The sequence below is a fragment of the Coprococcus hominis (ex Arizal et al. 2022) genome (assembly GCF_040094675.1).
In the GTDB taxonomy this organism is placed as follows: Bacteria; Bacillota; Clostridia; order Lachnospirales; family Lachnospiraceae; genus Coprococcus_C; species Coprococcus_C hominis.
This window is the reverse complement of sequence record NZ_JBBNHG010000032.1, coordinates 195,924-221,471: the sequence shown is the minus strand read 5'-3', so window position 1 is coordinate 221,471 and position 25,548 is coordinate 195,924. Positions and strand designations below refer to the sequence as shown.

At 41.8% G+C, this 25,548-nt stretch carries 30 protein-coding genes and 2 pseudogenes; 3 read left to right on the top strand and 29 right to left on the bottom strand.

Features of this window, described 5'->3' with window-relative positions:
• The 9 genes from AAAT93_RS09200 to AAAT93_RS09160 all read right to left on the bottom strand — a co-directional run bounded on the left by AAAT93_RS09200 (position 1) and on the right by AAAT93_RS09160 (position 9,937).
• Positions 1-1,533, bottom strand: coding sequence for a serine/threonine protein kinase (locus AAAT93_RS09200; protein WP_118545415.1), 1,533 nt, complete (start codon positions 1,531-1,533; stop codon positions 1-3).
• Between the two features lie 50 nt (positions 1,534-1,583).
• Positions 1,584-2,132 carry a cob(I)yrinic acid a,c-diamide adenosyltransferase gene (locus AAAT93_RS09195; protein WP_227573147.1) on the bottom strand — a complete coding sequence of 183 codons (549 nt, stop codon included), beginning with the start codon at positions 2,130-2,132 and terminating at the stop codon, positions 1,584-1,586.
• A gap of 70 nt (positions 2,133-2,202) precedes the next feature.
• Entirely contained in the window at positions 2,203-3,717 is a 1,515-nt protein-coding gene (locus AAAT93_RS09190; protein WP_117780009.1) for a cobyric acid synthase, read from the bottom strand.
• 18 nt (positions 3,718-3,735) lie between these two features.
• Positions 3,736-4,815, bottom strand: a complete 1,080-nt coding sequence (locus AAAT93_RS09185) for a Fic family protein (RefSeq protein ID WP_117780008.1) — start codon at positions 4,813-4,815, stop codon at positions 3,736-3,738.
• A gap of 131 nt (positions 4,816-4,946) precedes the next feature.
• Positions 4,947-6,041, bottom strand: a complete 1,095-nt coding sequence (locus tag AAAT93_RS09180; protein ID WP_118671006.1) for a pyridoxal phosphate-dependent aminotransferase — start codon at positions 6,039-6,041, stop codon at positions 4,947-4,949.
• A 45-nt stretch (positions 6,042-6,086) separates the two neighbouring features.
• On the bottom strand, positions 6,087-6,776 hold the full coding sequence (locus AAAT93_RS09175) for a TMEM165/GDT1 family protein (RefSeq protein ID WP_227573146.1): 690 nt from the start codon (positions 6,774-6,776) through the stop codon (positions 6,087-6,089).
• A 16-nt stretch (positions 6,777-6,792) separates the two neighbouring features.
• Positions 6,793-7,794, bottom strand: a complete 1,002-nt coding sequence (locus AAAT93_RS09170) for a calcium/sodium antiporter (RefSeq protein WP_227573145.1) — start codon at positions 7,792-7,794, stop codon at positions 6,793-6,795.
• A gap of 317 nt (positions 7,795-8,111) precedes the next feature.
• Positions 8,112-9,260 carry a sensor histidine kinase gene (locus tag AAAT93_RS09165; RefSeq protein ID WP_195540986.1) on the bottom strand — a complete coding sequence of 383 codons (1,149 nt, stop codon included), beginning with the start codon at positions 9,258-9,260 and terminating at the stop codon, positions 8,112-8,114.
• Positions 9,257-9,937, bottom strand: coding sequence for a response regulator transcription factor (locus AAAT93_RS09160; RefSeq protein ID WP_227573144.1), 681 nt, complete (start codon positions 9,935-9,937; stop codon positions 9,257-9,259). Before AAAT93_RS09160 ends, AAAT93_RS09165 begins: the two co-directional genes overlap by 4 nt.
• Positions 9,938-10,035: 98 nt before the next feature.
• Here AAAT93_RS09160 and AAAT93_RS09155 point away from each other — a divergent pair, with 98 nt between their 5' ends.
• The 3 genes from AAAT93_RS09155 to AAAT93_RS09145 are packed head-to-tail and all read left to right on the top strand — an operon-like array spanning position 10,036 to position 12,025.
• Entirely contained in the window at positions 10,036-10,179 is a 144-nt protein-coding gene (locus tag AAAT93_RS09155; RefSeq protein ID WP_117780134.1) for a CD1871A family CXXC motif-containing protein, read from the top strand.
• Entirely contained in the window at positions 10,172-11,086 is a 915-nt protein-coding gene (locus AAAT93_RS09150) for a 4Fe-4S binding protein (RefSeq protein WP_021985890.1), read from the top strand. Before AAAT93_RS09155 ends, AAAT93_RS09150 begins: the two co-directional genes overlap by 8 nt.
• 30 nt (positions 11,087-11,116) lie before the next feature.
• A complete protein-coding gene (locus AAAT93_RS09145) occupies positions 11,117-12,025 on the top strand; it encodes a TlpA disulfide reductase family protein (RefSeq protein WP_117780002.1) in 909 nt (302 codons plus the stop codon).
• Positions 12,026-12,231: 206 nt separating this feature from the next.
• Here the strand turns inward: AAAT93_RS09145 and AAAT93_RS09140 are convergent, their stop codons facing one another.
• The 20 genes and pseudogenes from AAAT93_RS09140 to AAAT93_RS09045 all read right to left on the bottom strand — a co-directional run bounded on the left by AAAT93_RS09140 (position 12,232) and on the right by AAAT93_RS09045 (position 25,509).
• A complete protein-coding gene (locus tag AAAT93_RS09140) occupies positions 12,232-12,696 on the bottom strand; it encodes a GNAT family N-acetyltransferase (protein WP_021985888.1) in 465 nt (154 codons plus the stop codon).
• A gap of 98 nt (positions 12,697-12,794) precedes the next feature.
• Positions 12,795-13,127: a DUF3784 domain-containing protein gene (locus tag AAAT93_RS09135; RefSeq protein WP_118374330.1), complete on the bottom strand. Its 333-nt coding sequence runs from the start codon at positions 13,125-13,127 to the stop codon at positions 12,795-12,797.
• Between the two features lie 620 nt (positions 13,128-13,747).
• Positions 13,748-14,332 carry a hypothetical protein gene (locus AAAT93_RS09130; RefSeq protein ID WP_227573143.1) on the bottom strand — a complete coding sequence of 195 codons (585 nt, stop codon included), beginning with the start codon at positions 14,330-14,332 and terminating at the stop codon, positions 13,748-13,750.
• A 91-nt stretch (positions 14,333-14,423) separates the two neighbouring features.
• Positions 14,424-15,353, bottom strand: coding sequence for a RhuM family protein (gene rhuM, locus AAAT93_RS09125; protein ID WP_118671619.1), 930 nt, complete (start codon positions 15,351-15,353; stop codon positions 14,424-14,426).
• 82 nt (positions 15,354-15,435) lie between these two features.
• On the bottom strand, positions 15,436-15,681 hold the full coding sequence (locus tag AAAT93_RS09120) for a TipAS antibiotic-recognition domain-containing protein (protein ID WP_227573142.1): 246 nt from the start codon (positions 15,679-15,681) through the stop codon (positions 15,436-15,438).
• Between the two features lie 75 nt (positions 15,682-15,756).
• Positions 15,757-16,455, bottom strand: coding sequence for a transglutaminase-like domain-containing protein (locus AAAT93_RS09115; RefSeq protein WP_227573141.1), 699 nt, complete (start codon positions 16,453-16,455; stop codon positions 15,757-15,759).
• Between the two features lie 74 nt (positions 16,456-16,529).
• The gene (locus tag AAAT93_RS09110) at positions 16,530-17,123 is read right to left on the bottom strand and encodes a DUF3267 domain-containing protein (RefSeq protein WP_117781736.1); all 594 of its coding nucleotides are present in this window, start codon (positions 17,121-17,123) and stop codon (positions 16,530-16,532) included.
• A gap of 131 nt (positions 17,124-17,254) precedes the next feature.
• Complete coding sequence (locus AAAT93_RS09105) at positions 17,255-18,052, bottom strand: PfkB family carbohydrate kinase (protein WP_227573140.1); 798 nt, start codon at positions 18,050-18,052, stop codon at positions 17,255-17,257.
• A 48-nt stretch (positions 18,053-18,100) separates the two neighbouring features.
• Complete coding sequence (locus AAAT93_RS09100) at positions 18,101-18,619, bottom strand: isochorismatase family protein (protein ID WP_227573139.1); 519 nt, start codon at positions 18,617-18,619, stop codon at positions 18,101-18,103.
• A 155-nt stretch (positions 18,620-18,774) separates the two neighbouring features.
• On the bottom strand, positions 18,775-19,767 hold the full coding sequence (locus tag AAAT93_RS09095; protein ID WP_227573138.1) for a hypothetical protein: 993 nt from the start codon (positions 19,765-19,767) through the stop codon (positions 18,775-18,777).
• Between the two features lie 377 nt (positions 19,768-20,144).
• Positions 20,145-20,588 carry a GNAT family N-acetyltransferase gene (locus AAAT93_RS09090; protein WP_227573137.1) on the bottom strand — a complete coding sequence of 148 codons (444 nt, stop codon included), beginning with the start codon at positions 20,586-20,588 and terminating at the stop codon, positions 20,145-20,147.
• Between the two features lie 26 nt (positions 20,589-20,614).
• Complete coding sequence (locus AAAT93_RS09085) at positions 20,615-21,148, bottom strand: nitroreductase family protein (protein ID WP_227573136.1); 534 nt, start codon at positions 21,146-21,148, stop codon at positions 20,615-20,617.
• A gap of 21 nt (positions 21,149-21,169) precedes the next feature.
• Complete coding sequence (locus AAAT93_RS09080) at positions 21,170-21,331, bottom strand: hypothetical protein (protein ID WP_227573135.1); 162 nt, start codon at positions 21,329-21,331, stop codon at positions 21,170-21,172.
• Between the two features lie 110 nt (positions 21,332-21,441).
• Positions 21,442-21,840 (bottom strand): bacteriohemerythrin, encoded by a 399-nt coding sequence (locus tag AAAT93_RS09075; RefSeq protein ID WP_216507567.1) that lies wholly within the window; start codon positions 21,838-21,840, stop codon positions 21,442-21,444.
• Between the two features lie 83 nt (positions 21,841-21,923).
• Complete coding sequence (gene rbr, locus AAAT93_RS09070) at positions 21,924-22,466, bottom strand: rubrerythrin (RefSeq protein ID WP_117947600.1); 543 nt, start codon at positions 22,464-22,466, stop codon at positions 21,924-21,926.
• 18 nt (positions 22,467-22,484) lie between these two features.
• A pseudogene (locus AAAT93_RS09065) lies at positions 22,485-23,105 on the bottom strand (flavin reductase); the annotation flags it as partial.
• Positions 23,098-23,190: pseudogene (locus tag AAAT93_RS09060) on the bottom strand (Fur family transcriptional regulator); the annotation flags it as partial. The pseudogenes AAAT93_RS09060 and AAAT93_RS09065, both read right to left, overlap by 8 nt.
• A 69-nt stretch (positions 23,191-23,259) precedes the next feature.
• A complete protein-coding gene (gene cbiB, locus AAAT93_RS09055; protein ID WP_227573134.1) occupies positions 23,260-24,249 on the bottom strand; it encodes an adenosylcobinamide-phosphate synthase CbiB in 990 nt (329 codons plus the stop codon).
• A 122-nt stretch (positions 24,250-24,371) separates the two neighbouring features.
• Positions 24,372-25,160 (bottom strand): histidine phosphatase family protein, encoded by a 789-nt coding sequence (locus AAAT93_RS09050; protein WP_227573133.1) that lies wholly within the window; start codon positions 25,158-25,160, stop codon positions 24,372-24,374.
• A gap of 1 nt (position 25,161) precedes the next feature.
• Positions 25,162-25,509, bottom strand: coding sequence for a bifunctional adenosylcobinamide kinase/adenosylcobinamide-phosphate guanylyltransferase (locus AAAT93_RS09045; RefSeq protein ID WP_118374289.1), 348 nt, complete (start codon positions 25,507-25,509; stop codon positions 25,162-25,164).
• Positions 25,510-25,548: the final 39 nt, after the last annotated feature.

Sequence of the window (25,548 nt, the reverse complement as noted above, 5' to 3'; positions counted from 1 at the left end):
TTATTGATAAAATACTGCCCAGAAATATGTACCATCCTGCGCTCGCGCTACGCTGACGCCAAGATACGCACAATTATCCAAATCCACGGTTCCCTGATTTTCCTCGTTCATCTGTGCAATATAAGTATCCAATGCCTGTTTTACCGTCGCGACATCTTCCTTTAAAGAAAATGTATATGTCACCCATCCGGTATTCGGTATCTTATATGTGGCAATCGCCTGATTGCCAATCTCCGTTAACGCGGCATTTAATTCATCCATGCTGGTATATACCAACGCCGCGCTTTTTGCCGCTGTCTCTTTAGCAGCAACTGTAAATTCATCCCTCTGTGTCAGAGTATTCCCCTTTGATTCGTGCTGCTTCGCACATAAATCATAAAACTCCTGCGCATATGCAGTACAATCCACTTCCTCCACCGGACTCGCATCTATCTCCGTCTGTAAGATCTGCTGTGTCGTTGCTTCGGAAGCAGCCGTTGTCTCATCCCCATTTCGCGTCCTCTGAAAATATATAAAAGTTCCAATCCCCAACAACAGAACAATACCACAGACCATACCAATCTGCTTTTTTCTATGTGCCTGCTTTTTCCGGTCTGCCTGCATATCCGCCAACATCTGAGATATTCCACTGTGCGTCATCATGGATACGCTTCCTGTTTGCTCCATCGACGTCTCGTACAATGCCTGATACAACTGTTCCGCATTTGCATACCTCTGTGCCGGATCAATTGCAAGTCCCTGCATCAAAACAGCTTCTTCCTGCGGTGCGATCACAAGTCCCATCGCAGATGGCGGCACAAGTCTGTCCTGCTTTGCCCGCTCGACGGCATGCGGCACCTTCACCCCGGTCATGCAAGTATACATCGTCGCACAAAGCGCATATACATCGGAATACGGTCCAATCTGCGCTCCCGGTGTCACCTGTTCGATTGGCGAATATCCACCCTTTTGCACGCGGAGATAATTATAATTTCCATACATTCGCGCAGCGCCAAAATCAATCAGCTTCACCTTTCGGTCATGTGTGATCATGATATTGTCCGGGCTGATATCCCGGTGGATCACACCTCGTTTATGTACACCCGCCAACGCACGGATAACCGGACGCATGATTGCCAGAGTCTCGGACACAGATAACCTGCCTCCCCGGCCTTTCACATATGCATCCAGCGACTGTCCTTCCACAAAATCCATGACAAGGTAAGCTGTGTTGTTCTCTTCAATAAACGTGTAGACATTTACCACACCAGGCTGCTCTCCCAAGGCAGCCAGCACACGACCTTCCTCAATATACTGCTGTTTCATCTTCTCGAAATTCTCACGTTTTTCACCTGCCTCGGTGTAAACATTCGGATCTCCGGGATTCCGGTAGCAGTACCCGCGCATATAGAATTCTTTGATTGCAACCTTCCGCTGCAGCTTCACATCATACCCAAGATACGTGATTCCAAATCCGCCATCTCCAAGCACCCGCTCAATGTAATATTTATTCTGTTCCAGATACGTCCCCGAAGGTAACTGATGTGCTTCCATGTGCGCTCCTGTTTTTGTCGATGATCGGTTTTATTTTATCACAACAGTCCTTAGAATTCTATCCCTTTTCTGGCAGAAATTCCCTGTTCATACGGATGCTTTTCCTTTTTCATTTCCGTGACATAATCTGCAAGTGCCAGAAGCTTGTCCGATGGATTCCGTCCGGACAGAACGAATTCGATCTGCGCCTGATTGCTCTCCAGCACTTCCATCAATGTACTCTCATCAAGTAACCCATACTTTACAGCGTGCAAAACCTCATCCAAAACAACAACCGCCTCAACCGTATTTTCCTTCCGCACGTCGTCATGCTGTTTTTTCTGTTTTGCAATCCACATTTCAACCTGCGCCAGCATATCTGCAAAATATGCACGCGTCTTTGCAAGCTCTTCCTCACACATCCGGCTCACAAATCCATACATCTGCGGGGCATGCAATGTCTCGACACCAAGCCTCTGCAGCATTGCAATCTCTCCGGACGTATCATCCTTCAAAAACTGTACAAACAGTACAGGAAGTCCGCTCCCCACCGCGCGCACAGCCAGTCCCACAGCCGCCGTTGTCTTTCCTTTTCCATCTCCATGATAGATCTGAATCATTTCCGTCTCCTTTATAATCTATTACTGCTTTCTGTATTTCGAGTTTATTTCCGCTTACACAGGAATTACTTTATCCCTGCTTGATTAGTCCCAGAATTTCGTAGATTTTCTCCATATCAAGACTTTCCCGCAGAACCTGTGCCAGCTTGTCAAACTGCTGTTCCCGGTATTCCTGCAAGGTCAAATGTTCACTTTCTCCCCGTGTTTTCCCTTTGCGCGCATACAACAGTTCAATAAATGCCTCACGGAATGCAATTTCATCGAAGATGCCGTGAATATAACTGCCTGCCACAGTTCCTGCCGTGTAGCCGAGTACGGTTCCTGCTGAATCGCTGACGAAAGGATAAATGGGGGTTGTAGTTTTGCCAGCAACTTCCGTCCGCCCCATGTGTATCTCATAACCGGCAATTTTCTTATTGCTGAGTGACACAAAATTCCCTTCCAACATTCCAATCCGGTATGCGCGGTTCTCCAGTTGTTTTTCCTCTTCAAACACAGTTGTAACCGGCAGCAATCCCATACCACGCACACTACCAAGTGCACTCTCCGTCTGCAATGGGTCCATGAGTGATTCGCCAAGCATCTGATACCCGCCACAGATTCCGAACACGATGGTGCCCTTCTTCGCCAGACGCGTAATCTTTGCTTCCAGTCCGCTTTCCCGCAGCCAGAGCAGATCCTGAATCGTATTTTTGGTACCCGGAAGTAAGATTACATCCGGTTCTCCTAGTTCTGACGGCTTTGTCACATAGCGTACTGACACATCCCGCTCCATGCTGAGCGCCTGCATATCTGTGAAATTCGAGATGCGCGGGAACCGGATCACAGCCACATCAATTTCCGCCTGTATATGCGTCTCTTCCAAACTTGACGCAAGAGAATCTTCATCCTCGATATCCACATCTGCATACGGCACCACGCCGAGCACCGGCTTACCTGCCCGTTCCTCTAACATTGTAATACCCGGATCTAATATTTTCTTATCGCCACGGAATTTGTTCACGATCAGACCTTTGATTCGTGCCTGTTCCTCCGGTTCCAAGAGCATCACCGTACCGATTAGCTGCGCAAATACACCCCCGCGGTCGATGTCACCAACCAGAAGCACTGGTGCATCCGCGATTTTCGCCATCCCCATATTCACGATATCATCCTGCTTCAGATTGATCTCCGCCGGACTTCCCGCGCCCTCGATCACAATGATGTCGTGATCTGCAGCAAGCTGCTCGTAGCTTTCCCTGATCACCGGAATATATTCTTTTTTCTTTGCAAAATAATCCATGGCGCGCATGTTTCCTACGACCTGTCCCTGCACGATCACCTGCGAACCCATATCGGTCGTCGGCTTAAGCAGGATCGGGTTCATCCGCACAGATGGTTCCACACCGGCCGCCATCGCCTGTACAACCTGTGCACGTCCCATCTCCAGCCCCTCACTTGTCACATAGGAGTTTAATGCCATGTTCTGGGATTTGAATGGGGCAACCTTGTAACCATCCTGTTTAAATATGCGGCAAAGTCCTGCCGCAATAAGAGATTTGCCCGCGTTGGACATGGTGCCCTGAATCATGATTGATTTTGCCATTTTGTGTCTCCTTGTCATTTAAAACTCATTTGTTCCAACGAACACTTCATATATTCTTTGATATCGATATCCTTTTTTCGAAACCGTGGAATCTGGTACAATCACATGTAAATCTACTAGCTGATCTATTATCCTTGACACAACATTCACAGATACCCCAGACAGATCCTGTATTTCTTTTTTATTAAACACAATCTGCTTCATAATCACAGGCATAATTCTATATATCGAATTTCCTTTTATCTGCTTAATTGTCTCCATATCTTCTTTGTAAATCACTTTAATTCGTTCCAGTTTGTTAGTATATGAATTGCACTGATCAATCACACACTGTAAAAAGAATTTAATATATCCTGCTACATTGCCTCTTCTACATTCCATAAGATATCTCTGATAAGATGGCTTATATAATTCGAGAATCTCTGACATGTACAAAATCGGAGTACTTTCATCCATCATTGCCATTTGTACCGGAATCAATGCCCTGCCCAGTCTTCCATTTCCATCCTTATATGCATGAATCGTCTCAAACTGCATATGGGATAAAGCAACATTTACCAACAAAGGATCTGTAAACGCATCATTCATATAATCGTATAAATTTATAAGCAATCCATAAACTTCTTCTGGAACTGGCGGAATAAATGTTGCTCCCTCAATCGTACATCCTCTTGGTCCGATCCAATTCTGTGTCGTTCGGATTTTTCCGGGCGTTCTTTGCGATCCTCTCACACTATCTAATATAATTTTATGCATTTCATTTACAAGTTCATAATTTATTTGCTTTTTCGTCTGCAAATATGTTTGCGCATATTCGATTGTTTTCTTGAGATTTTGTATTTCCTGATTATCATCTGTTTTTTCCATATATTTCAGATAAAACATTTCATCCTGAGATATCTGTGTTCCCTCAATCTGTGTCGATTTATAACTTTCATTTAATATTACGGAATCCAAGAAATAGCTGGCATCAAATTCCAACGTATTTAACAATGATTTGTATTCCCCATATTTTACATTTGCTTCTGAAATCAGTTTTAACATATCTTTATCTATTTTATAGTCCAAAGGCATACTTTTTGCTTTATATGGTTCCATATATTCACACCCCTTTTTCATTTATAGTAATATAATACCACTCAGGGTCAAAAAAATCACTGTTTTTTGAAAAAACAGTGATTTTTTTGATTTTATAATTTCTTTTTTCACTACTTTATATAAATCTAAGTTTATTTTACCACATTTTTCACATGGGCCAATCTGCGAATGAATTCCTGATTCTCACTGTGGGAACGGATTCCAATGCGGAAATATGTATCATCGAGTCCCTCAAAATCACCGCACGCACGAATCAAAACACCCACTTCAAGCATCCGCTCTTTCAAGTCCGGTTCATCGTGAAATAACAGGAAATTCCCATATCCATCATACACTTCCGCCACCAGCTCACGTAGTCTCGGCACAAGATACGCGCGTTCCGCCTGCAGATTCTCGCGTGTCTTCGCCAGATACTCTGTATCCGATAATGCCGCGATGCCTGCCATCTGTGCGGGAATCGATGTATTCCACGGCTGAAGCTTCGCACGAATCCTCGACTGCAACTCTGTATCCCCGCAAGCCAGATACCCAAGTCGAAGTCCTGCCATACAGTAAATCTTCGTGAATGCACGGAGCACTAACAACCGCGGATGTTTCGCCAGATAAGGCAGCATACTATACGAAGCTTCCTCCTCTAAAAATGGCAGGAAACATTCATCCACACAGACATACGCCTGCATTGCTTCCGCCTTCGCAAGCACGCGCAGGATCTGTTCCCGCGTAAACAATGTTCCGGTTGGATTGTTCGGATTGCACAGGAATACAAGGCGGATGGAATCGTCCAGCTTTGCAAGCAGACGTTGAATTACGGTTTCAGAATCAAACTGCAACCTATCCTGTCCGCTCATATCATCAACGCCCCCATCCGCATCCTCGCATCCTGCATAACTCATCTCTCCGCCTCCCGCAGCGACAGCTTCCGCATACCCGGTAAAAGTCGGTGCAATTGCAAGTGCCTTCCCGGGAATCGTCTGTCCAAGTGCATACAGAAGCTCCGCTGCGCCGTTCCCGGGAATGATCCGGTCTGCCGGTATATTTTGTGCTTTCGCTATCGCACGGCATAGCTGCTCCGCCCTATAGTCCGGATATCTGCCAGTCAGCACAATTCCCTCATGTGCCGCCTGAATACTTGCAAGCGGCATGCCAAGCGGATTGACGTTGATGGAAAAATCATATTCAATTGGATTTCGGTAGACATCTCCACCGTGCGTATAGTTATATTCCATGTTTTATTCCTCGCATTTTTATAAAACAGATTATTGCTTATTATCTTATGCTGTTTTCTTCTTTTTCTCCCGTCTTACAAAGAGGAACGCACACAAGCCTGCAAAGGCAATCGTCACAACTACAAGCACCGGAATTACCGGAATTGGAGAGACGCTTGCGCGAACAAGCTTCAGCCCCTGATACAATGTGTACACACCGAAGATGGAGAAGATTGCAAATGCAAGCATGCAAAGCAGCCCGTCCGGCGTCTTGCTCTTCAGCAGATATCCGATCAGCATACCAAGCATATCCGCAACGAACAGTCCAAGCGAGCAGCCAATCCATACAACCAGTGCCGCACGCATGCCTTCATTTGCACCAAATGTGATCGCGGTAAGCTGTGTCTTATCGCCAAGCTCTGCCACGAAAAATGTACAAAATACCGCAAGCGGCGCAAACTTGATCTTCGTCTTACCATCTTCCTCCTCTTCTTCGTCGTCACCGGCAATCGTAGATGCGGCGAAATAAAGAAATGCGAGTGCTGCAATCATCTTGATTACCCATTCCGGCACAAACTCGCTGACAAGTCCGCCTGCCAGAACCGCAAGTCCGTTCAATACAAGAATCGCAACACCGGTACCGAGTATTATGTCCCTTAATTTGTATTTCGAAGTAAGCGCGATCAGCATAAGCTGGGTTTTATCGCCCATCTCTGCTATAAACTCCGTGAAAAACACCTTGAAGAATAATATCATTTGTCCGAGCGCCCCTTTATCTTACTATGATGTAAACCGCATATGCCGCGTAAAGCGCAACCATGCAAAGCCCTTCGGCTCTTCCGATTTTCTTCTTCGTTCCTGCAAAGATCCATGCACATATGGTAAATACGATCAGTACGCACAGGTCAATGATATTTTCTGTGATAATGCTGATCGGACTGATCGCCGATGCTATACCAAGCACCATCAATATATTAAATATATTAGAACCGATTGCATTTCCAAGTGCCATATCCACTTCATTCTTTCTGGCTGCTACGATAGAGGTAACAAGCTCCGGAAGCGATGTTCCGATTGAAACGATCGTAAGCCCGATCAGTGTCTGGCTCATACCGAGATCGCTTGCGATTCTGGATGCAGCATCAACCGTCACATCTCCGCCGACAGCAATCGCGATTGCGCCGCCAATGATAAACAGTATACTCACGGGAACAGAAACAAGCTTGATCTCCTCGTCCGATCCACCTTCGATCTCGACCTTCTTACCTTCCTTACTTGCCTTCATCGCAGTCCGGACCATGTAGATAATGTAACATGCAAAAAGCACTACGAATATCACACCATCCAGATGTCCAAGCGTCATACCAGTCTTGTCGCCAAGTCCGACAATTCCAAGAAGCATCAGAAGTCCGGCACATATAAGGGATAATGGGATATCTCTCCGGATTGTTTCTCTTGCAACATTCACTGTTGCCAATATCGCGCACACGCCAATGACGACCATCAGATTAAAAATATTGGAACCGACAACATTGCTGACTGCAAGCTCATTGTTGCCTGCAAGGGATGCAGACACACTGACTGCGGTTTCCGGAAGGGATGTTCCCATCGCAACGATGGTAAGTCCGATAATGATCGACGGCACATGCAGCCGCTTCGCCACGCTGGAACTTCCCTCCACAAAGAAGTCCGCGCCCTTGATAAGCAGTACAAAGCCTATCACAAGGAATACAAGTACAAGGGCAAATGGGGCATTGTTAATGATTTTTTCCATGGTTTCCTCCTTTTCTCGTTCAAAGCTTCCGTCAGCTGAAATCCCGCTATCATAAGTATGGATAGCTGAAAAAAGACTCATGTATATCAAACAGCTGCCTGTGTAGATTATTGCACAGACGGTTGATCAATATACATGAGTCTCATTATTTAAGATTTGCCAGATTATACTCTCAACTTATAATCAGAATGTTGACAAACCACACTTTCGCGCTAACTACTCCCTCATGGACTGTTCAATTATCTGATAAATTTTATCAAATATAGCAACGTGTGTCAACAGGGGAATCCGGAAGAAATGCTTCTCATAACCGAAAATCACTGCGTAAACATCACCTCAAAAACCGTTCCTCCTGACGGGTTTGATCGGACAGTAATGTTTCCGTCATGTACTCTCACGATTTCATGAACGAGTGCAAGCCCGAGTCCGACGCCGCCAAGTGCACGGCTTCTGGATTTATCCACACGAAAGAACGGCTCAAAGACACGCTCCCGAAGTTCCTCCGGGATTCCGTTCCCCGTATCGGCTACCGACAGGCAAACGTGCTTTTCCTTCCGGGATGCATTTACTGTGACCTGTCCGCCCGGATGATTATATTTGATAGCATTCTCAACAAGATTATATACCAGCCTGTAGATGAGAATATCGCTTCCGACTATCGTTATAGCCTCACAGTTCCCGGTCAGTTCTACATCCTTCTCCCTGGCAAGCGGTTCTAAGTCTGCCAATACCTCATCCACAAGCGCGTCGACCATAATCGTCTCATCCCGGCCCACGGTCTGAAGCTCACTCATGTCGAGGAGCGTCTTCACCATCTTGCTGAGTCTGTCGTTTTGTTCCGTAACCATCTTGATCGTCTGTACGGTTTCGGCATCGCTGCCCGGGTGTTGCCCGGAATTATAGGAATCCAACTGCACCTGCATTAGAGCTAACGGGGTTCTCAGCTCGTGTGCCGCATTCGCGGTAAATTGCCTCTGTATCTCAAATGCATCCGAGAGACGTCCGAGCATCTTGTTGTAGGAGACGCTCAGCTGGTTCAGTTCTTTCACCTTGTTTTCTTCGAGTTTTGAATCAGCCAGATTCTGCGCCTGCACCTCTTCGATCTTATCCGAAAACTCACGAATCGGCCGGAGCGCATGTCCGCTTATAAAATAAGTCGCCACTCCGCCAAGCAGCGCCAGCACCGCCGAGATTATCAGACTGTTTTTCCTATAGTCGGCCTTGTTATTATATACCTGAACAGAAAAATCGTTCGCAAACGCATCCCAATTATCTTCCGGAATACTGATATATATTTCATCCGTATCATCCGCATTCTCATCTCCCCTGGCATCGACAGTCTCCTTCAGGGAGTCAATATAATACACACCATTTTTATAGACAAGCATAGTCAGACAGCCACATATAACCGCGATATATATGGTAATTATACAGGTCAGTCTCCACTGCAGTGACATCTTTTTCATCGATCGGACTCCTCTCGTAGTTTATATCCCTCTCCCACTTTGTTCAGGATTGGATCATATCCAAGCACCGCCTTGAGCTTTCTCCGAAGCGAAGACATATGTACCCGGATGGCTCCGCTGAAGCTGTCCACAGATGCATCCCAGACATGCTCCATCAGTTCCTCCTGGCTCACCGGTCTGCCCAGGTTGAGCAGCAGATATTCCAAAATTCCATTCTCTTTTCTTGTCAGAGGAACGATCTGCCCTTCGGCGTATGCTTCGCGCCGGATCGTATCGAACTTTATCCCGCCGCATTCCAGGCATACATCCTTCTGCACGAATTTTCTTCTTGTCAGGCTTCTGATACGCGCCTCAAGTTCCTGCAGATGAAACGGCTTTTCCATATAATCATTTGCCCCCGCATCCAGCCCTTCAACCTTATCCGCGATCTGTCCTCTGGCGGATAATATAAGCACCTTCGTCTCCTCGTTGCTCTGTCTTAGTTCGCGCAGAATCTCCATCCCATCCATACCGGGCAGGTTCAGATCCAGCACGATCAGATCATAATTCTCTGCCAGGATGCATTCAAGCGCCGTTTCTCCATCATAACAGGTATCCACCTCATACCCGGCATCATACAGGCTTTTCGCAACTGTGTCGCATAGTTGTTTCTCATCTTCCACTATTAATAATCTCAAAATATTTCTCCCATTTCTTAACAATAATTTTACAACTGCTATTGTATAATACCGAAGTCAGCTGGTCAACAAATACAACAAACGAAAGGAGCAATTATATCTTGAAGCGCAGAAAAATATCCCAAATTGTTTTGCTCATCACAGGTATCGCCATGATCAGCTATGGTGCAGTCAGAGGAGAAGCTGCTACCGTGCTGGGCAAAGCTATAAAATTATGTCTGGAGTGTGTCGGAATTGGATAAGAAAAAGAAATCACTATCACAAAAAACTGCCCGGATGCGCGGATGGATACAGGCGGCCGCCACACTGCTTACCAATATCCATATCCCCAATCTGTTTAAGGGCAAAATATACCAGGGCAAAGCAAAAACCGTCTGTGTGCCGGGATTAAACTGCTATTCCTGTCCCGCCGCAACGGGTGCCTGCCCGATCGGTGCCTTTCAGGCAGTGGTCGGATCGTCCAAATTTAAATTCACCTATTACATAACCGGGTTTTTTATTCTGCTCGGTGTGTTACTCGGAAGATTCATATGCGGGTTCCTGTGTCCGTTTGGATGGTTTCAGGATTTACTTCATAAAATCCCCGGGAAGAAATTCTCCACAGCCAGACTGAAACCGCTAAGATACCTCAAATATGTTATCCTCGTTGTTTTCGTTATACTTCTGCCGATGCTTGTAACGAACTCCATCGGAATGGGTGACCCATTCTTCTGCAAATATATTTGTCCGCAAGGTGTCTTAGAGGGGGCCATCCCGCTGTCGATTGGAAACCCGGCTATACGATCTGCATTGGGAAAACTGTTTTCCTTTAAATGCCTGATCTTAATTACAGTTATAGTACTAAGTATTTTGTTTTACAGGCCCTTCTGTAAATGGATCTGTCCGCTTGGGGCAATCTACTCCCTGTTTAACAAGGTGAGCCTTCTAAGCATCCGGGTAGATGGAAGTAAATGTGTGGGCTGTAATCAATGTGCGAAGGCATGTAAAATGGATGTTGACGTGTGCAAGACGCCAAACCATCCGGAATGCATCCGGTGCGGTGCCTGCATAAAGGCTTGTCCAAAAGACGCAATCCATTACCAGTTTCTAGGCGGTGCCTGTCAGAAAAAAGAGGACAGCGGGAAGCCGCAATCAACCGATAACAATTAAATTTTAATATAATTCAAAGGAGCAATAATCATGAAAACGAAAAAAACTTTTATTCCTATTGTAACACTCTGTGCAGCATTATTCCTTACGGCTTGCACCGGAAAGGGCGCTGCAACCACGGAAAAGCCACAGGATTCCCAGACGGAAGCCAGTACAGAAGCCACAGGGGATTCCAGCACAACACTGGATGATTTATATCAGCAGGAAAACCAGATCTTTGCCGATCATGAGGATGTATGGAACAAAGTGTTCGGCATGATGAACAAAAGCACTGCCGATCCAAGCGGAAATTATGCAGATTTTCTAGCCAGCACCGTTGAATCAAACAAGGATGCTTTTACAAAAGACGAATTGAACACACTTACGACTGATATTGAGACTATACGGAAGATCGAAGAACAGATCGCCGAAATCGAGAAGAAAGACACAACCTCCGAGAGTGCTGACGCAAACGACAATTCCGGATCCACATCTCCGTTTCGCAATTTCTCCGGTCAGGATTATGACGGTAATACGGTTGATGAAAGCCTGTTTTCCGGAAATGCAGTCACAGTCATCAATTTCTGGTTTACCGGCTGTAAGCCTTGTGTTGCAGAGTTATCGAAGCTTAATGAATTAAACGATGCCATCAAGTCCATGGGCGGCGAAGTGATCGGCATCAACACAGAAACCTTCGACGGAAACGAAACTGCGATCAAAGAAGCCGCAGCAGTTCTTGAAAGCCAGGGGGCCAAATACCGCAATCTCTCCATCGACGCATCTTCCGATGCAGGGAAATATGCTTCCGATATTATGGCATTTCCTACAACCATACTCGTTGACAGAAACGGTAATATTGTCGGAGATCCGATGCTTGGAGGAATTGATAACCAGGACAACTATGATACTCTGATGAAGCAGATCCAATCTGTAATTGATGCAGATAGCGCAAATAAATAATTGAATCAGGGACAGGCTGAAAGACGATTGTTTTCCAGCCTGTCCCTGATTTACTTTATATCGCTGCAACCAAATATTACTTCCATTATGTCCGGAATCTGTGGTTTATACGTGTTCTCTTTCATTCTTAATTCTGCTCATCTTCTATCAATTGACTATATATCAAATAATTTCAATCTTTCTAGATTCTGGAGATATAAACAGAATCACATGTTCAATTCCATCACCATACATGAATCTGATGCCTGAAACCCTAATACTTCATACAAAGGTCTTCCTATCTCTGTTGCATCCAGACTTATCTCTGTCACACCATTTTCCTTTGCCTCTTCAATCAGAATCTCAACCATCTTCTTAGAGATTCCGCTTCTTCTGTGATCTGCACGGGTATAGACATTCATCAAATGCGCCCGATTGCCTGTCGGGTGCGAGAATGTCGGCATAATCCATATATAGGATAGGCTTGCACAGCCTACGGGAGTTTGCCCATCAAGTGCAATAACCGTTGTTTGCTCACCTGACTCAAAATACCGCCTGCTCTCAGAGATAAATTTCTCATCATATTCATACTCACCGGACAGATCATTTACCTCTCTAAGCATTTCAAGTCTCAGCTTCATGAGGATTTCCATATCATCTTTTGTAGTCTTTCTGTATAAAATCTCGTTCATTTCCTACTCCCTTAACAATCTATCGAGCAACATCTGCCCACAGTCAGTCGTTTTGTATTCTCTAAGTTTCATGTTTTATCCTCATAAGCTGGAAGTTATTACTTTCTGCATAATGTGTTTCCTAAAATGATAATTACCACGACATCAACCAAAATAATCCCCAATGCAATATATACAAAAAATGCGGGCAAAATATTTTCAAACAAGCCCATAGTTAATGCAAGAATTGCTATAATAGACATTCCAATTCCCATTGTTCTGCATAACTTCTTTTCATCATATTTTTCCTTTTCTTCATTTGAAGCTGTATTATATCCAGAAATGAACCAGCTTCCATGTCCAGAAAGTAAAATAATAGAAAGTACAGCAAATATCGCAAAGACAATCCACACTATCCAATCAGAGTCTGTTGCTAAATCTGCTAATTTCATTTACATACTCCTCCTTAAATTCCATTTTCTTAATTTTATAAACTGGAATTTGCGCGTTTCTACAAGCGGTGCACAGGCAGGACGAAATCAGCCATGGGAGCTTGCTCACAATCGGCTGATTTTCGGACTGGATGTATAGCGCGCCAGCGCGACATGAGCATGAAGCGCAGCGTAATGCGAATGGCACCGCATTACGATAACATTTTCTCCTGCATTGGGTGTTTTTTTGTCATTCCAAATATTCACCCAATCCTTCCCTACACATTCATCCGCAATTGGGGAATTTTTTCATATTTCAACAATTTCCCCATCGTCCTCTGAACTTCTTCCCATTTTGATTGGGTGATTTTTTCATATTGGAATTTTTCACCCAATATGCATCTATATATCCCTTCAACATTGGGTAATTTATGTCTATTTCAAAAATTTAATCAATATTCGTTGCCACACTTTTTCTGGCGTCTTCACGAAACGAATTTCACTATAACCAACAAACTGGAATTGTATATTAATTTTTCTTATTTAGTCTAATATGGAAATCGTTGGCTTTAGAACATTCTTCATATGTAAGATTAGTTTCATTCATTAAAAACTCAACGGCTTCCTCCTTTGTATTGTAATTAGATTTTTCTTTCATATATCTTAACAAATTGGTCATATATATTCTTCCGTACTTCTTCTGACAAACCGGCGTATTTTGTATCCAACACCTTTTTTACGGCTTCGTACTTCCTATTTTTATCTTCTATATCCGGACCACGGTCATAATTAAACCTCACATCATAAAAAATGTGTTTCATATCGTTACTTAAAGCTTGTAACACGCGAAACCCTTTCATAGAAAACTTTCCTTCTTTTATACCATTCTCCACACAGGGCTGTATCGCCCAATCCATCATAAACCAATTCTCCATTGGCATATTTACACCATATCCGGAATCTGACAAAAAGTCATTTATCTCATTCCAATTTATCTGTAACGGCAAATCGTTTTCTTTCGCAAATAAATAGTCATCACGCTGTAATTCCTGTTTTTTTCGCTTTCTTGTATTTCTTTCATAAACAATCCAGCATATTACCATTGCTGCTATAATACACACGCTAAATATCTTCGTAATCATGGTATTTCCTTTATAAATAATCAAGTATACTACGGTTACTACCGCAATACTTATGCTGAGTACCTTTATAATCAAACCATTCATTGTGTATCTCCCTATCACTAAAAATTGGAAATTATCAAGTCGACAAATACCGATTTACCAATTTCATTAAATAATAAATTTCACGAACTAACTACATTGTCAAAAAATTCATTACAAGATTCACCATTATATCTTTTTCTTCTGGTCTTGACTCTGCAATCATAAGTGTAATCGCAACCAATGCTCCATCACTGATTATCTTACTATCATCTCTATACAAGGCATTATTCCGAGCAAGGAATTCCAAAAACAAAGATGCTGCAATTCGTTTACATCCATCTGCATATGGATGATCCTTAATCATAAAATATAATAAATTAGCAGCTTTTTCCTCTAATGACGGGTATACATCTCCACCAAACACACTCTGATAAACTGCTGCCAAAATACCCTCAACTTTACCTTTTTCTTTCTCCACACCAAATACATCCGATTTAAATGAATCCTCCATGTGTGAAACCATTTTTTTACATTCCTCATATGTTATTTTATATATAGGTCTGTTTCCCACAGGTTTTTTAAGGGATTGATGATCATATTGGTCTAAAAGCATTAATGCATCTGTATACGAGGTAACAGCCTTTAAAATGTCTGATTCTTCAACCTCCAATGTGCACGCAAGCATCTTTGTTTGAATATCAACGGTTCTTTCAAGCGCTTGCAATCGTTTTTCATTAATAGCATAGCCTTGAATCACATATTGCTTTAAAACAGAATTAGCCCATCTACGAAATGCGATGCCTCGTTTTGAATTAACACGATATCCCACGGATAATATCATATCAAGATTATATATCTTGGGTTTTCTTCCTCCAGAACTTTTGTCGGAAAAACCGACAGAAGTTCCATCTAATTCTCCTGAAGAAAGAATATTGGAAATATGCTCACTCACTGTAGCATGCTTAACATCAAATAATTCTTCCATTTGTTTCTGCGTCAACCATACAGTTTCTAATTCTGGGCTTAACTCAACTTCAAGATTTATATCACCATCTGTAAATAAAACAATTTCATTTTTCAAAAAATATCACCACCTATTACACCAAATAATTAATCGCATCTTCAACAGTCATACATGTAACACACTCCTGCAAATTCTGATTTTACTCTGCATTATCGCAATAAATCTCTATTGCATTTGCTACAAAAATCGCGGTACCTTCACCTCCATAAGCATCAATATTTGTTGTAATATCCCCGCCACCTGAATACATTTTTCCTAATCCACGCAAAATCTTATTTGTACAAGTATATAAGTTCTGTGTAATATATTCCTGTATTCTTTTTACAAGGTTCTGTGCATCACCGGATAAACTATTACGCAACGTCGGAGTCAATACCTTTTTCAAAATTCAACTCTCCATTACTCTCAATGTTTCACAATCCCAAAATAGTGTTATACTATTCGACCAATCGGATGAATTTCAAGAATTTCTAATCTTATTAACGTTCCGATTCATCAAGTGTCTTCCTAAATTTCTGTATAAAAAAGCCCTCAACTCAGACATTTCCTGATGATGCTCCTTTAGCAAATCATCTGGTGAATCATAAACTCCAAAATCTTGATTGATTCCCTCGCTCTGAATATATGTATTATTTCTGTCAAAATCAATAACCGGATTTTTGAAGTTTTTCACCGCCACGCCATAACCGCAAAACGCACCCGTGCAATCGCTATTTTTTATTTGCAATTTTCTCAAATATTGCATATCAAGAATAAATGCCTCTAGCTCGTACCATGTATCTTCAAAATACACTTCAACCCAGCTATGCAGCACATTTCGAGGTGCATTTTTATATACAATTCCTGTCATTGCTCCCTTTTGCAATTCTTTATCAATGGTAAATCCATGTACTCTGCATGGAATATTACAAGCTCTTAGTAGTGCCATGAACAATGTTCCCTTTGTATTGCACTGCCCATAACCATCCGCCAAAACCTTTGATGCACAAACAGTATCATCAATATTATATCCAAACAAAATTTCATCTCTTACAAACGTGTAAATTGATTTTAGTCGTTCAAATTCTTCTATGTCGTTCCAGTTTCTTTCCCGTATCAATTGCTGTATGTTTTTACTTGAATAATCCAGCATTTTTGTTTCTCTTAAATATTTTTTCATGCTATTTCTCCAAAATATTTTAAGTTGCAGATTTACATTTTCCTATCTGATCAACTGTACAATCAACCAAAAATTTAAGAAATCTTATACATATCGTTCTTGTAGAACATTATTGAATCGCTTTTTTCAGAATTTCTTAAAACGGCAAGAACATTAAACACATCCGGAAATGGCGAAACCATACCCATACATGCCATGCCAAAATTCAATCCATTAAATACTCTAAATTCAGCAGGACTAATTACAAATAATATAAATGGAACTAATCCAAGAACAAATGGCAACAGGCACATCAATATAAACCGATTTCGCTTTAATGGATAGGATGCTAATGCGACAAATGTTGTCTTTCCTTTTATTCTACCTATTGTTACATCTGCTTCCTTAGGATAAACAATTCCATGTAACCACTCATGAATTATTAACAATAAAAAACCGAAAGTAAATCCAACCAGAATAAATATTGGTGAGATTACAACTGTCTTGCATATAATCGTTTTACAAAGCATAGCGATAAAAAGAAAAACGCATAGAATTGCAGCAATCGGCACTGCTTTTTTCATCAGGTCACCAACACTCTGCGGTGTTTCTATCTTTACTGCGTCATCTGGCAAGCTTCCTGTTTGATATTTATTTATATCATTTATTGACCACACAATTTTTATCATATCTACTTCCTGTTCTTTCTGTATAATCCTTTGCATTTACACTGTGTACCGTATTACAAAATAATTGCTCCAATTGCTCATAGTCAGTCGTTTTGTATTCTCTAAGTTTTATCCTCATAAGCCGGAAGTTGTTAAAATCCACCATAATGAGACAGAGTCTCTGTTGCTAATTCTGTCCCAACTCTCATAGCCTCATAAATATTCCCATTTATCAAATGTGAACATACAAATCCTGCATGGTAGCTATCTCCACAACCTGTAGTATCAATTACTTCTTTAACTTCATTAGCTTGAACAAAATACTTTTCACCATTATGATATGTAACACTTCCTTTATCAGCTAAAGACACATTAAATAGTCCTTTATACTTCTTTGAAAACGCCTCAAATATTGGGAGAATTGATTTCTCTCCACTAATCATGAAATAATCTATATATGGTGCATATTTTTCCATCTCTTTGAAATTACGATATTCTACAAAATCCACTGCCAATCTGAAGTTATTATTCTTTTTTAAATCTATAATTTGTCCAAAACAGCCTGCCCAAAAATGTACAAATACAACATCTGATTTTTTGATAAACTCCAATTCATCATGGTCCAATATCATTTTATCAACAATATCACCCGTCCACGAATCATCTTTGTAATATCTGTCACCGCCAGCTGTAAGATATGTACGATTATTCGCAGTTACTTTATCCTTTTCTACTCTTACATGGCTTATATCTATTCTCTTATCAGAAATAGAATCCATAATAAATTTTGCGTAAGAATCCTGTCCAACCGCACCCAATATCGAAACATTGAACTCCTCAAATTTTGATGCATGGGCTGCAAAATTAAGGGCTTCACCCCCAGCATATAGTTCATCAGTTCCATCAAAAACATCTACACATAAACACGGAAGTGCTACTAGATTTATCATTCTTTTTACCTCCAAAACTTGAGATTTACTAATTCAACAAATCCCGATTTAACTTTCCATCAATTTAATTGCTTCATCAACAGATACACATGTAGCAAATCTCTTTGGCCACATCATATCATTGTAATATTTATAGGTTTCTTCTCCAGACATATAGTCGTTATCAAATGTTGAATTTGCCCCTTGTGGAACAATTACTTTATATCCTCTTTCAAAAGCAGATTTCACAGTTGCATCTATACAGAAGTTTGTCTGTAGTCCCACTATCATTAATGTATTATCATTTTTAACATAATCTGTAAAATCTTTGTTTCCAAAACAACTATTGATATTTTTTATAAATTTCTTTTCCCCATCCTTTGGAGTCACTTGTTCTGCAATTTCGAAGTCTTCATCACCGATTGAAAACCCCGTTCCTGGTCCATCATCATGTTGAAAATATATAACCTCTATTTGATTATCTCTAGCGGCTTTTATAATTCTTGTAGTATCATCAATAAAAACTTCAAAATTAAAAAGTCTACTGTCTGTTATCCCTTTTTGTATATCTATCACAAGTAGTTTCATTCATTTCTCCTTTACACATAAAAATTTCAATTTTCTACTCATACACATTTTCTTCCAATCTGCGATGCATGAGAGCACAATCAATAACCTGTTATATACGGAAAGCAGGACAGTTGACTTTCAATCAGCAATCCTGCTTCTTATTCCATAATTATTTATGCTTTTTCATTTCCCCGTGCTTCTAGCACTTCCGTGGCAATTGCACCCACATCATATTCTGGTGCATGTTTCTTCACGATATCGTAAATTGGCTGGATTGTTTCAACAGATTCTTCAAGTTCATCTGCAATCTGGTCAAGTGTTTTGTTCTTCTGCACCTTTTTTATTACAGAAGTAATTAAATAGTGCACCTTACCCTTAGCATATCCCTGTGTAAGTCCAGATGAATATCCTTCCGCACGTCCTTCTTCCACACCATCGTTATACCATTCCCGTTTTGCATTCTCCATCTGCTTTTCATATGTCAGATCAAACATCATAATTTTCTGCACATCCTCTCCGCGTTCCAGCAAAAATTCCTTCAGGATATCTTCTGCAATACAACGATTCACCGCATCTCTGATTGCGGTCTCATAATCCTTGTCGCCCTTTTTTGCCTTTGCAAGATTCTCATTTACATATCCAACAAATATCATATACTCCCGTAGTGTCTGGCTCCGCTTCTTCAAATCCTCATTATTTCCCGGATTGATGTTGTACACGGTACACATCAGCTCTAACTGCGGCTCGTCCGACTGGTTTTCATATGCGTCAGACAATTTCAGCACTTCACGTTCCGGTCTCGTTTTTTCTCCATTGTAGAACACTGCGAACTTCGGTGTCGGTATCTTCACCAGCTTGTGACTAAGCAGATATCTATTTTCGACCAGCTTCTTGATAATCGTCACAAAATAAATCAGTTCCCGAAGTGGCATGTTCGGGTTATACGTTGACTGGTGTTCGTAGATATTCAGAACCGAATCCATGCTCACCACAAACGATGCATCATTGTGCACGGTCAGTGATACACCGCTTTCCAGCGTATGAATCTCAATAATCTCCGGATCGGTGTATGCCGTCCCTGCCATCGCATTGTAGACATCCAACGCTCTCGCTCTGTCCTCCAACAACATACTAAACACATCACTTTTGTACTCTCTGTTTGCCATATTTCGTCCTCCTTTGGCTTGCGCAGGAGAAATCCATCTGCAAACATAGACTTAAACTACCTTCCTTGAATACCCCTGCATCTTAAATTAAATGAATTGAATTTAAAAGCATGAATGTTCAAGAATAAATAATTTGACTATTCGTAGAAAGCAGCTATCTTGCAGCTACTATATGAAACTTATGCTTTGGTAGTAGACTAGCATAATCGAACTGAAGCGTCAAGGACTTTTTCAAAAACGCTTCATAATCCCCGCTCTGTATAATGATCAAAACAGCATTCCAGCCATAGGTTGTTTCTATGTACTCAATATAGGTATGTGCATATGTATACCCACCGCAATTTGAAAATATCAACGGATTATTAGAACATGTTTCTTTATAGCTTTCTTTGCAAATATACCATATCTACCAATTGTACTCCATCTTCGTATATTGGATGATCGTAATTATCTGTAAAAAAATGGGGAATAATATGTGAACGGACAAAACCACATTTTTCATAAAATGGTATTGTAAGTGGGCTATCTCCTGTTCCTACCTGCAGAATGTCATATTGCTCTCCGTATTTCTCAACAATAAAATCAATCAGGGTTTTTGCATATCCTTTCCCTTGATATTCTGGAGCAGTTGCAATGTTCTTTAATTCAAGCACTCCATTTCCTTCATTGGTAACGACGCACTCACATTTAATCCCATTATCATCTAGCACATACATCCAGCCTTTATTAAGATAGCGGTCTATCATATTTTCCTGCTCATCTGCCAATAAGAGCAAATCAAGATATTGTTTTTTATTTTCTGTGATCTCTATAATTTTCATCTTTTATCCTCATAACCCGGAAGTTATTAGTTACTCTGATTGTATGAATTAAACCACGCTCTTTCTTCAAATGTTTTCTTTTGAGGATGTATCGGATTGCTTTCTGCTATACCTACAGGCAAAAAACAGACCAACTCATAGTCTTCAGGCACATTTAGTATCTGTGCCATTTTATCACAGATCTTGTCATCATCGGTAATATGTCCTTCATACCAACAACTTTGATAACCAAGCTCCACAATTGCAAGCAGCATATTCTGAATCGCAGCGGAATAATCCTGCACGGCGAAACATTTATCCCGATAAGCATTGACTCTCTGTGTCAAAACGCAGATAGCAGCGGGAGCAGTTTCTCCAACAGGTGGTTCTATCACGCTATGGAGTTGTTTCAGTACATCAGGATTATCAACAGCAATCAGTGATGTAGTCTGTTTGTTGCATCCGGACGGAGCATCAAGTCCAGCTTGCATGATTTTTATTAAATCTTCCTTTGGTACGGGAATATCCTTATATTTCCCCCTGTAACTATGTCTGTAATGAATAGCCTCTATAACATTCATAACGTTTCCTCCCCTAACGATTTATGCTTTTTCATTTTCCCGTGCTTCCAGCACTTCCGTTGTAATTGCATCTACATCATATTCTGGTGCATGTTTCTTCACGATATCGTAAATTGGCTGGATTATTTCAATGGATTCTTCAAGTTCATCTGCGATCTGGTCAAGTGTTTTGTTCTTCTGCATCTTAAATTAAATGAATTGAATTTAAAAGCATGAATGTTCAAGAATAAATAATTTGACTATTCGTAGAAAAAAGCTGCTACTCACTAGAAATAACAGCCTTTCTTACTATATCAGCCTTTTGGAATTTGACCATCGACATACAGAATGTGATTAACCAACCACTCTGTGAGATATTTTAAAATTTCCATAATCTGTTCATCTTGATCTTCTACCTCATCATTGTGGTGTTCCATAAATTCATCAAGCTTATGTATAAATTCCTGATGTTGAACTTTCTGTGTAAATATCTTCTTATAATTAATAGATTCCATATACTGCTCTTCATCACTAAAGTGTTTTACTGTATAATTTCGGAGATTTTCTAATATTATATCAATCCTATCATATTTATCCGGTGTAAACTCATCATGAAGCAGTTCATATGCCTCATCTGCATATTTAAATAACTGCTTGTGTTCTTCGTCTATCATATCTATGCCGATATAATATTCTGGTTTCATTTCATACATAAATTAATCCTACTTTCTGTTTTATTTGTTTTATTAACCTGTTCTATACATATATAATACTTTACTTCCATGCTTTTATATCCTTAATAGTTTTCTTCATGTACTTCAAAATAGCTCTGTGGATGATTACATACTGGACATACCTCAGGAGCCTTTGTTCCTACCACGATATGTCCGCAGTTACGGCATTCCCATACTTTGACTTCACTCTTTTCAAATACCTGTGCAGTTTCAATATTCTTAAGAAGTGCACGATATCTCTCCTCGTGATGCTTCTCAATTTCTCCTACTGCTCTGAATTTGGCTGCAAGTTCAGGGAACCCTTCTTCTTCGGCTGTTTTCGCAAAGCCTTCATACATATCTGTCCACTCATAATTCTCGCCTTCCGCAGCTGCCGCCAGGTTTTCCTTTGTATCACCAATTCCTGCTAATTCCTTGAACCACATCTTTGCATGTTCTTTCTCATTATCTGCAGTCTTTAAAAACAATGCTGACATCTGCTCGTAACCTTCCTTTTTCGCTACAGAAGCAAAATAGGTATACTTATTTCTTGCCTGTGATTCCCCTGCAAATGCCTCCTGTAAATTCTTCTCTGTCTGTGTTCCTGCATATTTGTTTGCTGCCATCTCTTTTACCTCCGTTTTCTTTACTACTTTTTCAAAATCTGATGCCGGGTGCTTGCACAAAGGACATATAAAGTCATCTGGTAATTCCTCGCCTACATATTCATATCCGCAAATTCTGCAACGCCATATTGTCTGACCGTCCTCTGTTTTTCCAACCTCCTGTGGCTTAGGCTTAATATTATACTGATAATAATCATATGTTACTGAAGGAACATTGCTTAAAACTTCCATATCGGTTATCTCACCGATAAACATCGTATGTGAACCTAAGTCCTCTGTTTTAGTAACTGTCACAGAAATGTATGCATTTGTACCTTCTGTAATATAATAAATACCATTTGTGCCCCTGGCACACTGCTCAAATGCTTCAAACTTATTGGTGTCTCTTCCTGATTGGAAGCCAAAATGTTTGAACAATTCAAACTCTGCATTCTGACTTAAGACTGATACAGTAAATTTCCCGGTTCTTTGAATCATATCATGCGTATAATTTGCCTTATTTACACAGATACTTAACTGGTTTGGTTCCGAAGCTGCCTGAATGGCTGTATTAATGATACATCCGTTATCTTTTTCTGCTTCTTTAGCGGTCAATATAAACAGTCCATAACTCAATTTATACATTGCTTTCCTATCCATATTTTTCCTCCTTTACCTTGTCCCTGCATTTCGGGCAAATGCCTTTAAATGAAATCAAAAATTCAATTCCATGAGTGTTATAAATTCATACTATTCTTAATAAGGATTGTATCTCTCTTTTATTCTATTGTCAATATAATAATAGTAATTATTACTACACGAAACATCCGCATCCGATCAGCACGCCGACCCCCACGATCACCATCAACACTGCGGTTCCGTACATCAACCGGTTTGCCCGGCGGATATCCTTCGGCTCGATCTGCCTTTTCACATCGCCAATCGTTGGTTTCTCATATAGCTTTCCAAAATAATATGCATTTCCGGCAAGCTGCAATCCAAGCGCACCCGCACACGCCGATTCCGTCTGTGCGGAGTTCGGACTTGCATGGTTTCGTCGATCCCGCAAATGAATCCGTGCCGCGCCAGCCATATCCATACCCAAAATGCCTGCCGCACCAACCATCAGCCACGCGGAAAGTCGTGCCGGAATGAAATTCACGACATCGTCCACACGCGCCGCACACGTTCCAAAATACCGGTATTTGTCGTTCTTATATCCAAGCATGGAGTCCATCGTATTAATTGCTTTGTACACCCACGCACCGACCGGTCCGAACAAAAACATATAAAAAAGCGGGGCGATCACGCCGTCCGACGTATTTTCAGCGACCGTTTCCACCGCGGCCTTCGCGATGCCTTCCTCAGTGAGCGATGCTGTATCTCTGCCGACGATCATGGATACCGCCGTTCTCGCCTGTTCCACATCCCCGGCTTCAAGTGCCTTGCACACCTTCATACTCTCCCGACGAAGCGAGCAGGCTGCCAGCATCTGGTATGACATCCAGATTGCCACAACCAGATACAACGTATGATGAATCCGGTTGCACCCATATAGGATTCCTGCCGCCACAAGCAGCGACACCGTTATCACGATCACAACTGTAAATGTTCCTGTCACCTGTTTTTTACGGATATCCGCGTCGCGATCTTCCCGTATCCGAAACCGCTTGCGCATCCACGCCTCCACATGGTCGATCAGCCAGCCCATCCCCTGTACCGGGTGCCACAGCCAGTGTGGATCGCCGAATACCAGATCAAGCAGACATGCAATTATAATGATAAATATTCGTTCCTGTAACACGGTCACTTTACATTTCCTTTCATCGCTGCATTGCATATTTGTATTCCGTACTGTTAGTTACCTGACATACCTCACACGACCTTGCCTTTACATAGTGTCTCTATCACATCTATTTCATAGCATCAGACACCGTTTTTCATACCCTGTGGCAATTTCATTTTCTCATAAGATACAATCTGCATCCCATCCGCTGTCACTTCTAACCATCCTGCAATTCCCTCGCCCGGCTTCAGCTGCCAGTCAAAATAATCCTTGTGTGGCTCTGACAACTGATCCATCAGTGCCATGATCGTACCTCCGTGTGCGACGATAATGATCGTGTCTGACAGGGATGTGTGCGCCGTCTCTATTCTCGATGAAACGTCACATCGTAACCGTTTTTGTCCTTCCCTGCTTTCCGCATCCACAAACACCTTCTCAAATCCCCGCATCACACGGTCTGTAAACCCCGCTTTCGTCTCGCCGCCCGGAAACGCCGTCGTGCCGCCACTGTCGATGTAGCGCTGGTAATCGGGATTGCCATTTAATTCCGCATAATTCTTGTATTCGAATTCACCGAACCGGCACTCTGCAAGCTCCGGGATTTCCACCTTTCCTGCATCCGGGAACAGAATATCCGCCGTCTGCATTGCGCGCAGATACGGGCTGACGTAGACAACCTGATTTTTGTTTTCGTTTTTTTCACTATACTGCTCACATGTGATTTTCCCCTGTACAATTTCGATTTCGTCATGTACACTATCTGCCACGGTTCTACCATTCATCGGCACCTGTTTCTGCCAGAACTCCTGCATACCTCGCAGATCTTCCACGCTCTCCGGAAGCAGTCCTTCATCCGTCGTACCGACATACCGATGTTCTTGATTTCCCTGCGTCATGCCATGACGGATTAATACAATTTTTGCTTTCATATCACTTAATCCTCGTTCCGATTCCTGCCGTCACGCGGATAACCTGCTCCGCCTGGCTTGCCAGATAGCAATTCACGCGCCCGTTCTTCTCGCGAAACTCCCGTTCAAATGCATCAATCGGCACAATGCCGCTTCCGACCTCATCGCTGACCAAGACGAGCTTGTCTGCATTTCCCGCAAGAACCGCTTTGTTCATAAGCTGCTTTGCCTCCAGCTCCGGATCTTTGCCCTGCTGCATCGTCTTCCGCACATATTTATGAAAATTATTGATGATCTGATGTCCTTCTTTGAAATTTGCCTTGGCATACTCGAACTTTCCCTGGTATGCACCACCGATTATTAAGATCATAGCGTTCCCTCTTTATACTTTTTATATTTCTTTATACCT

Coding starts and splice junctions, on each gene's coding strand:
- AAAT93_RS09200 (WP_118545415.1), bottom strand. CDS start 1,533: ATGGAAGCACATCAGTTACCTTCGGGGACGTATCTGGAACAGAATAAA.
- AAAT93_RS09195 (WP_227573147.1), bottom strand. CDS start 2,132: ATGATTCAGATCTATCATGGAGATGGAAAAGGAAAGACAACGGCGGCT.
- AAAT93_RS09190 (WP_117780009.1), bottom strand. CDS start 3,717: ATGGCAAAATCAATCATGATTCAGGGCACCATGTCCAACGCGGGCAAA.
- AAAT93_RS09185 (WP_117780008.1), bottom strand. CDS start 4,815: ATGGAACCATATAAAGCAAAAAGTATGCCTTTGGACTATAAAATAGAT.
- AAAT93_RS09180 (WP_118671006.1), bottom strand. CDS start 6,041: ATGGAATATAACTATACGCACGGTGGAGATGTCTACCGAAATCCAATT.
- AAAT93_RS09175 (WP_227573146.1), bottom strand. CDS start 6,776: ATGATATTATTCTTCAAGGTGTTTTTCACGGAGTTTATAGCAGAGATG.
- AAAT93_RS09170 (WP_227573145.1), bottom strand. CDS start 7,794: ATGGAAAAAATCATTAACAATGCCCCATTTGCCCTTGTACTTGTATTC.
- AAAT93_RS09165 (WP_195540986.1), bottom strand. CDS start 9,260: ATGAAAAAGATGTCACTGCAGTGGAGACTGACCTGTATAATTACCATA.
- AAAT93_RS09145 (WP_117780002.1), top strand. CDS start 11,117: ATGAAAACGAAAAAAACTTTTATTCCTATTGTAACACTCTGTGCAGCA.
- AAAT93_RS09140 (WP_021985888.1), bottom strand. CDS start 12,696: ATGAACGAGATTTTATACAGAAAGACTACAAAAGATGATATGGAAATC.
- AAAT93_RS09135 (WP_118374330.1), bottom strand. CDS start 13,127: ATGAAATTAGCAGATTTAGCAACAGACTCTGATTGGATAGTGTGGATT.
- AAAT93_RS09130 (WP_227573143.1), bottom strand. CDS start 14,332: ATGAATGGTTTGATTATAAAGGTACTCAGCATAAGTATTGCGGTAGTA.
- AAAT93_RS09115 (WP_227573141.1), bottom strand. CDS start 16,455: ATGAAAAAATATTTAAGAGAAACAAAAATGCTGGATTATTCAAGTAAA.
- AAAT93_RS09110 (WP_117781736.1), bottom strand. CDS start 17,123: ATGATAAAAATTGTGTGGTCAATAAATGATATAAATAAATATCAAACA.
- AAAT93_RS09105 (WP_227573140.1), bottom strand. CDS start 18,052: ATGATAAATCTAGTAGCACTTCCGTGTTTATGTGTAGATGTTTTTGAT.
- AAAT93_RS09100 (WP_227573139.1), bottom strand. CDS start 18,619: ATGAAACTACTTGTGATAGATATACAAAAAGGGATAACAGACAGTAGA.
- AAAT93_RS09095 (WP_227573138.1), bottom strand. CDS start 19,767: ATGGCAAACAGAGAGTACAAAAGTGATGTGTTTAGTATGTTGTTGGAG.
- AAAT93_RS09090 (WP_227573137.1), bottom strand. CDS start 20,588: ATGAAAATTATAGAGATCACAGAAAATAAAAAACAATATCTTGATTTG.
- AAAT93_RS09085 (WP_227573136.1), bottom strand. CDS start 21,148: ATGAATGTTATAGAGGCTATTCATTACAGACATAGTTACAGGGGGAAA.
- AAAT93_RS09080 (WP_227573135.1), bottom strand. CDS start 21,331: ATGCAGAAGAACAAAACACTTGACCAGATCGCAGATGAACTTGAAGAA.
- AAAT93_RS09075 (WP_216507567.1), bottom strand. CDS start 21,840: ATGTATGAAATGAAACCAGAATATTATATCGGCATAGATATGATAGAC.
- rbr (WP_117947600.1), bottom strand. CDS start 22,466: ATGGCAGCAAACAAATATGCAGGAACACAGACAGAGAAGAATTTACAG.
- AAAT93_RS09050 (WP_227573133.1), bottom strand. CDS start 25,160: ATGAAAGCAAAAATTGTATTAATCCGTCATGGCATGACGCAGGGAAAT.
- AAAT93_RS09045 (WP_118374289.1), bottom strand. CDS start 25,509: ATGATCTTAATAATCGGTGGTGCATACCAGGGAAAGTTCGAGTATGCC.